We start from the raw sequence: 13718 nt of genomic DNA on the forward strand, positions 1-13718 counted from the left end.
CCATCCCCACGGTTAAAGACGTAGGTGTCGGCATGATAGCCGCCGTACAAGGTGTCATTGCCCAAACCGCCGGTCAGGCTGTCGTAGCCGTAGCCGCCGCTCAACACATCGTCGCCGGCGCCGCCCAGCAGCACGTCTTCGTTGTCGCCGCCGCTAAGATTGTCATCCCCATTCGCCCCATAAATCGTATCGTTACCGGCCCCGCCTGAAATGTTGTTGTTCCCGGCATCGCCTACGACAGTATCGTTTCCGCCTGTGCCGTCAAATTTGACCCCGGCCAAAACTAACTCGCTACGCATTTCCGGGGTCATCGGGTAGGTGTTAACGTATTCGACCAGTTTTTCCCATCCTCGCCAACCGCTGTCTTTGAGCGAGTCTTGAGTCATGATGGTAAATTCCGCTAGGTCGGCGGCTGCCTTGCCTGGATTTATCGTGGCGCGGCGATCCAATTCCGCATTCACTTCGGTAAAATCCAAGGCAACGCCGTTTCCGTCCACGCGCAACGAAATTAAATCCAGCAACGGTTGTACCCGCGTTTGCAATACCAGACGTTGGTAAACCGAATTCTTCAGCGCGTCGTAACTGCTTTGCAGCAAATCCTGGGTGACGCTCCACAGGTTGATAGTCGCTGCCGTCGTACCGGCCGGGACTGTGTTGAACGTACGGCCGTTGAAGTGTTCCAGGATGGTCAGTTTGTCGGCCCAGGCGGTGTAGGCAGCGCTGCCGGCGGCGATGTTTTGGATGTTGACGGTCAGACTGTGACCGGCGTAGGCGCCGGTGAAGGTCGCGGCCATGGTGCTGGTTTCGCTCCAGGCTTTCAAGATGGTGTCCAGCAAGGCTTGCTGTCCGGTACGGTCGGCGGCGGCGAAATCGGCCAGCAATTGCGCCAGTGCCGGCGACAGGGTGGCCGCTTCGCGCAGGCTGCGGACTTGGCCGGCGCCCTGCATGTCCGGCAGCGTGGCGACGGCGCTGGTGTCCAGGTGGTCGGTAAACTGGCTGTGGAAGGTATCCTGGATTAGGTTGATGTCGCCCAAGTTGCCGCTGACCTCGCCCAGAGCTCCGCTGCTACCGTCGGTTTTGACGTAGCTGCCGATGTCGGCCAATTGGTTGCCGTTGGCGAGGATTTGGCTGTGGTCGGTGCTGCCGACGTTGATGGCGGCGATATTTTGGCTGCCCAGCGTGAACAGCTCATTGGCCTGGCTGATGCCGTCTTGATTCAGGTCTCGCCACAGGCGCAGGTTGGCGAATTGAGTGTCGGCGGCATCGACTTTGCCGTCCAGGTTGGCATCCAGGTCGCGCAACGCGTCGAAGCCGTCGGCGGCCAGTTGGCCGTTGCTTTTGATCATCGCGTCGCCGAACAGCTCGCGGCCGCTGTCTATGGTGCCGTTGGCGTTTTTGTCCAGCACCAGGAAGGCGTCGTCGGATTTGACCCAGCCGGTGGCGGTTTTGACGGCGTCGGCGTCGTGGTCGAAGTAGATCGGGTTGGCGGTGTTGACCCCGGCGGTTTCCAGGCCGTCGCCGTCCAGGTCGAAGACCAAGGGGTCGCGGCGGACGGGCGGGGTGGCGACGGTGGCGGAGGTGAAATTGCCACCAACTTGCGCGTCAATTGCAGCATCTAATTGTGCTTGTCGACCTGATATTAATTTTGCAGCTCTCTTAATACCTTCCGCCAACGGTTGTTCAGCTATGACTCCTGTACCAAGATATATGGGATTCGCAGCCAATATTCTGACAAGTAATTCAATTGCCGCATCGGTGTCTTCATGCAGATAGATATCAACAGTGTTATCTGCGGACTGAACTACATCATAAGTGTTTGGAACCTGTGTAGCCCCTTTTTGCAAAGCGTCTATCAATCCATTTTGCTGATCAACAGACGTGGTTTTTATAGATAGTTTTGACATAAATTATTCCTTAACTTTATTGATTGACATGAAGTCATTTATTTTCCAGTCCCCCGCTTTCCAACCTCCGTTTTCATCAATTAACCTTATTTTAATATCAACACTGTTTTTTTCGAATTTAACGATCGTTGAGCACAAAGCATATGTATGTTTTTCTGCTGAAAACTTATCGAAACCCTGTTGAATATTACATTCCGGGTTTTTAATAATTTTAATAATATTTCCTAAGTCTACGTTTGCTAAACGACAAATGTCATCAGGAGATAAGTCGGATTTATTTATTAGCCACCATGATGCTCTTTTATTCAAACTCTCAACTCTCCACGGATTGGCAAAATCAAAAAGAGCTTCTTTAATATAATTTTCCGCAATTCTTTCAGAGTTATAAGCGCGAGCGAAGACGCTAATAAAATAAATTGAAACAGTCAAACAAATAATAATGAATATTTTTTTAATCATATGTATTCTCAATATTGAGGGAGATCAGATCTTGCATTACCACAATTTATTGGGTTTTTCATGCCGCGAAACTCCAAGGCCGTAAGGCGCAATAGCCAGCGGGCATTGCGCCGTATTTCTGTTTCTTTCGTATTGTTTAAATTCATATCACTCTCCGTCATAACCTATCCAATGCAAAAAGTTCGTGTTTCCAAAACATGTTTACCGAGATTTTCATGTTGCAATTTTCCGAGTTTCATTATTTGCCGCTATACCCGCTGGTATGGTATCGAAGGTACGGCCGTTGAAGTGTTCCAGGATGGTCAACTTGTCGGCCCAGGCGTTGTAGGCGGCGCTGCCGGCGGCGACGTTTTGGATGTTGACGGTCAGGCTGTGGCCGCTGTAGGTGGCGGCCATGGTGCTGGTGTCGCTCCAGTCGTCGAGGATTTGATCCAATAAGGTTTGCTGGTCGGTGCGACCGGCACTAGCAAATTGGCTGAGCAGGCCCGCCAAGGTGGTGCTGATACTGGCCGCTTCGCGCAGGCTGCGGACTTGTCTCGCGCCCCTTCGACTCCGCTCAGGACATGCCTGCATGCCCGGCAGATTGGCGACGGCGCTGGTTTCCAGGTGGTCGGTAAACTGGCCGTGGAAAGTATCCTGGATCAGGTTGCCGCCGACCTTTCTCGAAGTTAAGCCGATAACGATTGGGGTCAGGTTTTTCCAGTGAGGCAGGCTGGCCAACCCGGATCGATGCCGAGCGTGGTGGTCACGTGGGCGGGCATAGGCTTCCCTGTCGTTTGTCGATTCCCTTCGTGCCATCTGTTAGTCTCTAAAATTGGTTGCCGGTGGAGTTGTGGTTTTAGCCGCGCATCTAAACGATGACAATCGGCGTTAGCTAATTGTCGCAAATCGCTACTTCGAACAAACTTGTCCTTACGTCCAATCGGCAACGCGATAGGGCTATTATTCGCTTTGTCGCCGATCGCCCGCTTGCTCGGCGTTAAATTGACTGTGCTTCCATAACCTCCGCCCATTTCAGAACATACCACGGCTCCAGATAGAGCTTGCCTAACGGCTAAGCCGAAACCGCCCAGTATCCGCAAACGAGCAGGTATCCTGCTATATGCCCCGTCAAGCGGGGATTATGGCTGCCGAATAGGTGACTTGAAACAGCAAGGAAGAACAGACCAAGCTAACCACTAGCAATTGTATCCATTCCCCGCGATGAGTATCACTCGGCTCGGGATTAATTTCGCTTCCTGGGCAGTGATTTTAAAAATCCCGAGTAACGAAGCCAACAGATTTGGTGATATCGCGGCTCGAATTTGCAACTCAGCGACTTGGCTATTAAAAATACGCGCTTTGACCCGTTCACCCAGCAGCTTGAAGCAACGCATTTTGGTTTCAACTGGGCTGCGACGATCGTAACCACTCCATTTCTTCCAAATGGCTCTGCCTAGTCGTTCGGTGCCGCATAGCCACTTGGGTTGAGGTGATAGGAAATACACACCTGCAAATGCTGTTGGCGACGGCGTTTCTGTCGCAAAGGTAAAGGCCGATAGCCGGTGCCGAATAGTTGCACCATTTTGGACACGATCGCCCAAATCGTCCCGCCAGGCAATGACATGGGCACTAGTCACGTCGCGGAATCTTCAGGTCGTTGGATGCCGGCGAAGCTCAAAAGTCTTCAACGGCATTTTGGTAAACGCGGCGGGTTTGCGGATACATCAGGTTGGCGTACCATTCCACCTCAGGTGGCACGTCGGACAGCCGGTGGAAATTTTCGGCGGTTAGAATCCGGTTCGCGATCGGAACAAGTTGTTGGATTTTGGAGGTGTCGGTCACGGACTAATCACACTATTGATACTACGTTATCAATAGTAACGGGTTCAAACTTGGCCGCGCTAAGGGACCGGATTTTCTCTATTACCACGAATGATGTGACCCTTGTCATCAATGCGACCCTCCTTGCGCAACGTTTTAACGAGCCAGCTGCGCAAGTACGCATTCATTGCTATTTTTCGATTTTCATCCGTTAAAATCGAGTTTGCAATTTCGACCTTGGTCTTGGCACAAGTCGGCCCGGATTTGGTTTTGCGGACATTCATCGAGAAACTGGTATTTTTTACCACCCCCGCATAACTTCCACATCTGGAAATACTCACCAGCCGTTAAGAACTCGCGTTCTCTGAGAATTTGCCCCCAGATCCGCTCGTCAAGCTCGACACCGGGCGGCGGAGATTGTCTGAAACAAGGAAGCTTTCCGACGGCCGCGACATCCAGATCGCCGTCGTCCAAGGTATCGCCCATATTGAACCGAAAAGCCGGCGTGTTCGGCGAATATGCCCGCCAAGGATAACGACTATGCGTTGGGTACCTTGGCGTAACGGCATACAGACTGTCGGCTTCCTCCCGGCAGGCCGCATATTTTTTTGCCCGATCGTCGGCGTCAGGTTTTAGCGCAATGTGAGTCGCGCAGCCGTTTAGACCCATACTGGCCAACAAACCGAATAGAACGCAAGCTTTAGAACGCATAGTCCTGGGCGGATCTAGCTACGGCCGTACAAAGCCCGCCTGGAATGAGCCGGAGAACTCATATTAAAAATTCCTCTTTGCTCCGCCCGGCCCCTAATAATTCCTTCATCCATTTTGGCGCAACACCACGACCTGTCCAGGTTTGGGTTGCATTAGCCGGGTTGCGATATTTCGGTGCAACTTGGGGGTTGCGAGAGGCTTTTGTTTTCACGGTGGCATCAATAATCTCCACCGACACATTAATCGAAGCCGCTAATTCTTTAATTTGAGCGATCACCAGTTCTCGCTTTTCGCTGATTCTCGCACTGAGCTGACTTTTTGCGCTATTGATAATATCGAGCAATTCGCCTTAGGATTTACCATCAAATTCAAGCATTATTTATTCCTTAATAGAGAAACTAAAGTATTAACACGTTATCGCGGCTAACGCATAGCCTCTGCGCTGTTTTGTTCGCAGTATGTCATTTTGAGCCTTTATCGCCTCTTCTTCCGATTCATACCAATTAGAGCGCACGGTTCCGGGCGATCCAACCCGGCCCCACTCCCTTACTAAAGACCAGTCGCTAAAAATACCGGGTGATATCGTCAGCGCATAGAATCGATGAATATTCGAATCCGGTTCGTGTCGTTCCAGGTAAATATCGCACATAAGAATAACGTTAGTAAGAAACGATATTATCAATATACGATAAAAATGAAGAATAGTCATCTGTATTTCTGAAAAAGACTAAGCGATGATAACCGGCATTTGCGAGTCATTTTTAATATAAAAATAATCACATTACCAATTTAAGGCGCCATTCCGCTATAAACCCCAAATAGGTTGCATCGCCAAGTTTGCGATCGCGCGATTAATGGGTAACTCTTGGCTGAGTAATATCTAAATGGCTCGGAAAACGCCATTTGCCATGCCTTTGAATGACTGATGAATTCAATATTCGCCAGACAACAGTAATACCCTGTCCGTCCAGTAAAATATCCAACGTCCGACCTGTTGGTCGGACCACGACAAGGAATCCTCGGTCACCCACTTACCCTTTTCGTCGGTCACCGCTAACAGCGCCTGTCCGGCGCCGCTAGTTAATTCGATCCTGAGCCACGGATAACAATTTGAAAGCGGCGGCAAAACCGACACCGCCCAAGCCAATAGTTCAGTCTGTCCGGCGGCCTCGACAAACTCTTTCACGCCTTTGGTAATCCGAATCGAGCTGTGCGCACCGTAGCCATGCCATAGACCGTCGTCGGCTAGACGATAAAGCGTGAGAATCGCGATTAAATTGACTGTGTTCATGACCAATTAGGCCTCAATTCCTAAAGTCGTTGTGGATTGAAGGTTATACAGTTGCGGCATAGGCGATTTGAGGTTTCCCCTGTTGTGGTTCGAACGGTAAACCCGGTTGTTTTGGATCCCAGATGTACGACGCCGTCTGACTGTCGGCGATCAAACCATCGATTCCATCCGCTGATTCATCCCCGGCGCCGTCTCGGGCAATATAAAGTGCCAAGGGCATTCTGATATCGACCAGTACCGCCGACGCTAACGGTTTCGTTCTGGCCAGGTTGTAGCGCAAACATTTGCTGAACGAGCGGCCCTCCGCCACCAAATACTCGATTAGCGCCAATTCGTCGGCAGTTTCGAACGGAATCCATTGCGACGAGACATTCATCAAGCTGAGATTGTCCAACTCCGCGTAGCCGGCTTGGTTAATCGAAAAAGTCGCAATAACAATCAAGTGGCTGGATTCGATCCCTCGCCACAAAAGCAATTCCGCATCGAACTGCTTAACCATGCGCTTATAGGTCTGATCGTTTAGATAAAACGGGTGCTCCGGCAGATGCTTGATAACCAGCTTATGTCCGAAACGAGCCGGCTTGATCTCCTTGAGTTCGCCAATCAACATCCGAAAGCGATTTTGGTTGTCCGAGCAAGCCAAGAACTTCGCCGTTCTGGCGCTGATTTCATCCTTTCTTTCGAGGATGAACGTTTCCGGAATGAACACGATTTCATCCAGTGGCATGGCTTTGGCGACTTTTCCGGCGCAGGCCCCCAACAGGGCTTTGCGCAACCCATGCCAATTGCGCCGTGACTCGGTCGCTGGCGTCCAGCGCTGCCAACCGCTTTGCTCCCAGAGATAATGCAGCAAACCGCGCAGGCCGAGTTTGGCTTCGGACGCTTTAATGCTGGTCGGCTTGGCCGCTTCATCGGTTTCGGATGCTAGGGCCGGCGTTCGGCTTTTCCCTGGAGCCAGACGAAAGTCGAACTTCAATTGGGTAACGCCGGTATCGAGATTTTCTTTGATGGCCGATCCGTACACCTGACCCAAGCCGGACAATTCGGCCGGCGGTTCGTAGGATTCGCAGCCCGGATGATGGTGGCCGCCGGAATTGGGCATCCGTTTCAGCCAATATCGTTCATGGGCATAGGCAATATACGTTTCGACGCCGTCTGCCATGCACAAGCACAACGGCCGTTGCTTATTGGCGTACGCTCGGGCCAATATGTTTTGAAACTCCTCGTGAGCTTCGGTGAATTCGATACCGTCTAATCGATAATGGCTCATGGTTTGTCTGTTTTGTCAGAGGGTGAAGCAGCGTCTTCGGCATAGCTGCCAGTGCCACAGGCGCGGCACGACATATCCGGATGATGGGAACCCGGATTACAGATGTGGGGTTTGACATGAATGATCGCGAACGGCCTCTGCACGTCGGTACGGTTGGATTCAATCCCTTCCAATGAAGGAGAATGCCCGCCATGTTCCGCTTGACTCATAAAACCCACCCCAGAGGCCGCCAGGAATAAGGTGCATCCCATGAAACATGGGATGCGATTCGGTAAATTACATTCTCAAGTGATCCAAAATCAGATCACGCATTACTTCGAAATCGACACCTTCCGCTTCGCAGCAGACTCGAAACGAAAAAGGCGACGTGTCGTCACTTTTCAACCATTCCAAGGCATCCGCCTTTTGTTCGTCGCAGACCCGTAAGTCTTTCAGCGAACTCAACATCGCCAGCAACAAACGGTAACGCAGCTCGTCGAATTCCGATTCCGTGAATTGAGGCAGTGCGTCCCAATCGATCACGAAGATATCGAACTGTTCGACGCTGGGATGAACCTGCACCGCTGTGTCTTTGCGCATTTTCATGAGATCCTCCTAAATTAGACGGAGGACTCCCCCTAAACGGAGAATTCCCCCGTTTAGGGTTTAAATTGACTGCCCGTCGCCGGGAGTCATTAGATATGCTGATTATTTAGGGAAGCCAGCTACCTCCTTGAACGTTAGCGCGAACCGTTATATCAAAAACCGGAATTCAAACCCGCTGGCTAAATGCCTCTGAGATTCACCTGCACGGCATCCCTGCCCCGAAAGTTTAAAAGTTAGCCGTACCGACGCGTCGATTTCGGCGCCACAGCCTCTGTCTCTTCCTCGTCCTCTGTCTCGATATCCGCTACTTCTTTCCCATCGTCGGTATCGAGGTCGACACCTTTGTCAATCAAGGCTTGTGTAGCAGTTTCGACTTCGGTCGTCTTGCCGCGGGCGCGCGCTTCTCGGTAAGCACTACCGCGGAGGCTAATGATCCGGCGGGCCAGTTTCTGAATCCGCAGTTGCCATTGACGCTCGGTGTCCGCGCGCTTGTCGTTCGGGATGATGTTGCTTAGCCAAAGGGTGTCGACCAATTTCATGGCGTCGTCCATTTTCAGCATCAACGAGACGAACTGCGACACCTGAGGCGAGACAATTTCGATATCGTACCGACCGGGATTACTGTATTTGGGCGTTCCGGACACACCGTTATCGTCTCTCAATTTCTCCAGCCGCTCGATTTCTCTCAGCAGATCTTGAGTACACGCATCGATCAACCCGGACACCACCTCTTGTACCTGATCGATATGGTCCTTTTCGCCGATGATGTATAAAATCGTGTCGATCATGTACAGCGCGGACACGACGGATTTGAAGTAGCGTTGATGGACGCGTTTGCTATATTCGCTGTTGAGCACCAGCGACTGCGTAAAGCTGGGGCGACTATAGAGGTCTGTTCCGGATCCGGATTGGGTTTCGGCCATGGCTCACCTTCCTTTACTAAATTGAAAGGTTGCCATGCTAGCGTATTTGAAAATTCAAACCCGCTGGCTAAATGCCTCTGAAATGCACTTTGCCAGCGGGTCAGCTTCTGCATATTGCCACCCCTCCATCTGAAACGGACCAACGAAAAGGTTAGATTGGCGTGCCGGTCCCTGTTGCATGCCGTGAATTTCGTGCGAAGATGAATCATCTGTGAATTATGGTTTCATCCATGTCTAATAGAACCGATACCTATGCCATCGCTTACGAATGCTGCGATACCGTGTTAAGGGAAGACGGCCGCTTTCCGACCATCGACGCGATTCGGGATCGAATCGGTGTGAATAGTCCGACCGTGATCAGCCGAGCCATCAAAGACTGGACACTGCATTTCGCCAACAAGCACAAAGAAACCTTCGAGAGGCCGGATATGCCGGCCGTAATGTTGGATACAGCCGTTTCGCTCTGGCAACTGGCCCTGAAGGAAGCCAGTAAACAGTTTGACGAACAGCGACAACAACTCGAAGAAAACGCCCGTAACGACCAAGCGCTGATTGTCCAATTGCAACAGCAGCTAGTAGACCAACAAACCCAATGGGACACCGAGCGATCGCAACTGAGCCAACACAACGAGGAACTTCGGCACACGAATGCCGAATTGGCGACTGCGCTGGCAGAGGCACGCCAATCGCTCAGCCACACCAACGCCGAATGGGCGAGCACCCGAGAAGCGTTGTCCAGAGCGGAAGGCAGTTTATCGACATCCAAAGCGGCACTGCAGGCACAGGAATCAGCCTGGTCGCATCGCTTCGATCAGCAACACGATTGGCATTTGGCTCGCATTGAGGAAGAAAAGAACGCCGCGCGTCAGGAACATGCACGGACCATTACCGCACTGGGACGCGAGCTGGAGGATTTTAGACTCGAACTGGCCACGGCTCAGGCGCGGATTACCCAATTGATGCAACAACTCAGCGATCGACATGAACACCAACTCAAGTGGGAAGCCGATCTGGCCACCTTACGCGCACAACTAGCTGCTCGGGAAGCGGAGCTTCAGGCCGAGAAGGACAAATGCCGCCGATTACACGAATTGGTCAGAAAGCAACGCCGGCCGGCCCAGAATACCCCCGATAAGGCGGCCGGATGACCCCCAACGAACTCGGATTACTACGGGGATGGATACAAGGCTTATCCTGGCCAGTGCTCGGTGAGGCGTACTTGGATGACGCCGGTACCGCTGAGACCCGTCGCACCGTCATGGCCCTGTCCCGCACCCTCGCGCGCAAAGCCGAGCTGTTGAATTTGACAGCCGATGCCGCCATTTGGCAACAGCCGTGCACCGGCAGTGCCGAGTGGATTGACAAAGCCTTGAAGTCTTTGGATCGCCTGAAAAGCAAACCGGCGCCATTGCCACATCCGAATGAAGCCTGTAGCCGTTGGCTGCCAGCCGCGGCCGCGGCGCGCTTAGCGCAAACCGAAAACATTCACAGCCTGACCCAGTTGGCGGATTTCATCAACCGACATGGCCAGCGCTGGTGGTCGCAAATCCCGCGCTTGGGCCAAACATCCGCCACCGAGATTCAGGCTTTTTTTGCCGATTATGCGGAGGTATTGGGCCTCAGTCTGGATTTGGCGAGAAAACCCCCGGCACGCCCCCCGGTAACAGTGGGTTCGTCCGATATCGCCCCCATCGAGCGATTCCGGCCACCCGAGCATCTGAGCGGGCAATCCGGCTCAAACCGCGCTCCGGTCTCACGGTGTTTATTGGACGCCGGCAACGATTTCGAGGCGATTCTGGCCTGGTTGTCCTTATACGACGCCGGAACCCCGACCCATCGCACCTACCGGAAGGAAATAGAGCGGTTTTTGTTGTGGGCGATCTTTGAGCGCGGCAAGGCGATATCGTCGCTGACCACGCCGGATTGCGCCGAATTTCGCCGTTTCCTCGAAGACCCGCAGCCGGCCGAGCGTTGGATCGGTCCCTCTGGCCAACGTTGGTCACCGCAATGGAAACCGTTCAAAGGTCCGCTGAAACCCAGTAGTGCTCGCCAAGCCGAAATCATTCTGAGTGCCTGCTGCGACTGGCTGGTAGGCCAGCGCTATTTGGACAGCAACCCCTTCGCCGGCTTAAGCAAGCGCGGCTACGGGCGGCGCCAGGGCACCGATCGATTACTGTCTCCCCCACTCTGGGACTATTTGATTGGCTTTGCCGAACGGCAAGCCAACAACTCCGCTACCCCGGACAATAAGCGGGCCGATCACCGGCGAACCTTGTTCATTCTGCGCTTCGCTTACTTAACCGGTTTACGTCTTCACGAATTGACCAAAGCGAGAATTGGCGATCTGGAACGCCTCACCGGTTACGACGGCGACCAATGGTGGTTAAACGTCGTCGGTAAAGGTAAGGCGCATCGCCAGGTCCCGATTGCTCCGCAGCTGATTGACAAAATCAATGCTCATTTGCGAGACCGGCAACTCAAACCAATTGGTTATGCTGCGCCGAACACCCCGATTGTCGGCAAATTACGCAATCGCTTAAGGGATGCGCCTGACGACGCGCAAAGCGCCGTTTTCCTCAGCGAATCGGCGCTGTACCAAAAGCTCAAGGCCTTTTTTGAAGCCGCCGCGGACGATATCGGTCCAACCGACCCTGTCGCGGCGGACAAAATCCGCCGAGCCAGTACCCATTGGCTACGCCATACGCATGGTAGCCACGCCGTTTACAAAGGGGTTCCGCTGGAAATCGTGCGGGACAATCTCGGCCACAAAAACATCGCTACTACCTCGATTTATGTACATTCCGATAAAGACTCGCGGTACAAAGCCATATTGGGAATGTCAGGTGATTAAGGCATTGCTTGGTGGGTGTTGTATTGTGGAAGCGACCGCTTTCGGGCGATGAAACAGAAGGTCTGGCCGGCTCTTTACGACCCTTAGCCGCCATAGAGGTCATCATAGAGGCAATGACAGCTCTAAAGTCCATTGCTGACTCCTCTATTTCGCCAGGTACACTGGAAAACTGCTTTCAATAATTTTGCTATTCGGCGCTGAAATTTCCAGCTAAGAAGTTAGTGAGTTTAATTTAATGTATTTGAATTCAATTTTCCGCTGGAAAATCGTGACGCTATTTTTCTTGTTTAATGGGTAAATTTGCCGCCGTTTCCCAATCTAGACCTACTGGATTATTTTCAATGGTGTTGCAAAGCGGATTCTTTCGCCAAATTTGGCGTTTTTTACATTTACCAGAATCGGCTCCACCAAGGTTTGACGGGGTCAGTGTTAGTATTTTGATTTGCTGAATTTGCATATTGCGCTGCCGCCTGTCTATATAGGGCCGCTAATTGCCTCACTTCTTCGGTGATTAATATCTTATCAGGGCATGTGGCTATTGCTTTATCGACGATTTCTGCTGCAGAAGGTGAATTTGATTCCTGAACCGTCTCATCATTAATCCAAGTGGCAATTCCTGGTGCATCAAATGCATTCATTTTAGGCCCTAAAGCATTTAGCACTAACATGGTATGGTTGAGCAATTGCATTCCAGTCACCCAATTACCCTGTTCAATTTGACAAAAAGCCGCGTTTGCCCAGCAATAAATCATCCACTTGTCGGCAATCCCTCCGGTCGCCATCATCAATAATCGCGCTGCACGCTCATATTGACCATCCCTAAACAAGGCCAAACCAAGATTTGCCTGAACTAAAGGATTTGATTCATAACTTGCATAAATTTTTTGCAAGCCGGTCAGTGCTGCTGAAATAGGAGTCTGCCTACTACAAATAGCTTTATCCAGAAGCGCAAATTGCTTTTTGGCAACTACTGCTGCAGATACAAGTGTTGATAATTCATCAACTTGTTGTTTGGGCAAGGCTAACGACTTTAGAAGATTGCTTGCCTCATCAGTTGCTCCGCAGCATAAAAAGGCATGGATACCATAATAATCATAGTCGGGAACCCGTGGATACTGGGCTTTCATTTGATGAAATAATTCTAATGCTTGTCTGCGGCGCGGAGTGTTAAGCGCATAAATCACCCGATTACCCAAGTACTGCACATAGTTAGGCTCTATTTCTATCACTTGATCCATAACAGCAATGGCTGAGGTAATGTTGCCTAGTGATTCATAACAGAAGGCAAGGTTGTTAAGTGCCACGGTGTGATAGGGGAACTCAGTAAGCACGTTTTTCAATATTGCAACAGCTGATGGGAAGTCATTTTCTTTTTGAAAAGCGCTAGCCTCTTGAATTAACTCTGATACAGGCGGTTCTTCGGGGCAACCAAACATGCCCCATGAAGTTTCGTGTAACTCGAAGCAGCCACCGTTGGCCTCAGTTACCGTTATTATTGGGATTTCAACGGTATTTGACTCCTTTTGCATGTTTGTTCGTAACTCGGCGGTTAATTTCTCTTTCAACTGGCTCGCCTGAGTGGCAGAGCTTGGATCGGACATATACTCATTTCGGATTTGAATGATATGAAGGCATAGCCCCGACATGTCATTGATCAAGTAGTGAGAATAACCTTGGTCGTTGACTCGAAAACTTACGCCAATCCTATAATGACGCCCCCTTACAGTTACAGTCTTTCCGACAAATTGATCAGGGGTATGGTGTTGCAGATTCAGAATTTCCATAGTGTTTATCAACCAATAAAAAATGACGATTTTTAGTTATGCTTAGGATATATCTTGATACTTATTTGTAACGGCTTGCAATTAAAATTGATCTGATTCGCAATCAACGTCTTTTTGAGCTCGAATTAATTGCAAAT

15 protein-coding genes and 1 pseudogene are annotated in these 13718 nt (G+C 51.2%); 2 read left to right on the top strand and 14 right to left on the bottom strand.

All coding sequences use genetic code 11. The annotated features are described in order from the left end of the window. The 13 genes and pseudogenes from AC0IM9_RS15185 to AC0IM9_RS15245 all read right to left on the bottom strand — a co-directional run. On the bottom strand, positions 1-1538 hold a 1538-nt coding region (locus AC0IM9_RS15185; protein WP_482804579.1), incomplete at its 3' end, for a calcium-binding protein. A 369-nt stretch (positions 1539-1907) separates the two neighbouring features. Next, positions 1908-2363: a hypothetical protein gene (locus AC0IM9_RS15190; RefSeq protein WP_482804580.1), complete on the bottom strand. Its 456-nt coding sequence runs from the start codon at positions 2361-2363 to the stop codon at positions 1908-1910. Positions 2364-2371: 8 nt separating this feature from the next. Next, entirely contained in the window at positions 2372-2509 is a 138-nt protein-coding gene (locus AC0IM9_RS15195; RefSeq protein ID WP_482804581.1) for a hypothetical protein, read from the bottom strand. A 67-nt stretch (positions 2510-2576) separates the two neighbouring features. Beyond that, complete coding sequence (locus AC0IM9_RS15200; RefSeq protein ID WP_482804582.1) at positions 2577-3161, bottom strand: hypothetical protein; 585 nt, start codon at positions 3159-3161, stop codon at positions 2577-2579. A gap of 380 nt (positions 3162-3541) precedes the next feature. Further along, positions 3542-3811, bottom strand: a pseudogene (locus tag AC0IM9_RS15205) (hypothetical protein); the annotation flags it as partial. 208 nt (positions 3812-4019) lie between these two features. After that, the gene (locus AC0IM9_RS15210; RefSeq protein WP_482804583.1) at positions 4020-4187 is read right to left on the bottom strand and encodes a hypothetical protein; all 168 of its coding nucleotides are present in this window, start codon (positions 4185-4187) and stop codon (positions 4020-4022) included. A 183-nt stretch (positions 4188-4370) separates the two neighbouring features. Then, positions 4371-4877 carry a hypothetical protein gene (locus tag AC0IM9_RS15215; RefSeq protein WP_482804584.1) on the bottom strand — a complete coding sequence of 169 codons (507 nt, stop codon included), beginning with the start codon at positions 4875-4877 and terminating at the stop codon, positions 4371-4373. Between the two features lie 58 nt (positions 4878-4935). Next, a complete protein-coding gene (locus AC0IM9_RS15220; protein ID WP_482804585.1) occupies positions 4936-5220 on the bottom strand; it encodes an H-NS histone family protein in 285 nt (94 codons plus the stop codon). 63 nt (positions 5221-5283) lie between these two features. Next, complete coding sequence (locus tag AC0IM9_RS15225; RefSeq protein WP_482804586.1) at positions 5284-5586, bottom strand: WGR domain-containing protein; 303 nt, start codon at positions 5584-5586, stop codon at positions 5284-5286. Between the two features lie 222 nt (positions 5587-5808). Then, positions 5809-6168, bottom strand: coding sequence for a hypothetical protein (locus AC0IM9_RS15230; protein ID WP_482804587.1), 360 nt, complete (start codon positions 6166-6168; stop codon positions 5809-5811). Positions 6169-6211: 43 nt separating this feature from the next. Next, positions 6212-7438 (bottom strand): DUF1173 domain-containing protein, encoded by a 1227-nt coding sequence (locus AC0IM9_RS15235; RefSeq protein WP_482804588.1) that lies wholly within the window; start codon positions 7436-7438, stop codon positions 6212-6214. Positions 7439-7714: 276 nt separating this feature from the next. Then, positions 7715-8023, bottom strand: coding sequence for a hypothetical protein (locus AC0IM9_RS15240; RefSeq protein WP_482804589.1), 309 nt, complete (start codon positions 8021-8023; stop codon positions 7715-7717). Positions 8024-8256: 233 nt separating this feature from the next. Continuing rightward, on the bottom strand, positions 8257-8946 hold the full coding sequence (locus AC0IM9_RS15245; protein ID WP_482804590.1) for a hypothetical protein: 690 nt from the start codon (positions 8944-8946) through the stop codon (positions 8257-8259). Positions 8947-9176: 230 nt separating this feature from the next. Between AC0IM9_RS15245 and AC0IM9_RS15250 the strand changes: the two genes are divergently transcribed. Next, positions 9177-10094 (top strand): DNA-binding protein, encoded by a 918-nt coding sequence (locus AC0IM9_RS15250; protein ID WP_482804591.1) that lies wholly within the window; start codon positions 9177-9179, stop codon positions 10092-10094. Then, positions 10091-11797, top strand: a complete 1707-nt coding sequence (locus tag AC0IM9_RS15255) for a site-specific integrase (RefSeq protein ID WP_482804592.1) — start codon at positions 10091-10093, stop codon at positions 11795-11797. Before AC0IM9_RS15250 ends, AC0IM9_RS15255 begins: the two co-directional genes overlap by 4 nt. 389 nt (positions 11798-12186) lie before the next feature. On the opposite strand, the gene AC0IM9_RS15260 is transcribed toward AC0IM9_RS15255, so the two are convergent. After that, positions 12187-13581 carry a tetratricopeptide repeat protein gene (locus tag AC0IM9_RS15260; protein WP_482804593.1) on the bottom strand — a complete coding sequence of 465 codons (1395 nt, stop codon included), beginning with the start codon at positions 13579-13581 and terminating at the stop codon, positions 12187-12189. Positions 13582-13718: the final 137 nt, after the last annotated feature.

The organism is Methylomonas sp. Uni0011 (genome assembly GCF_056850255.1).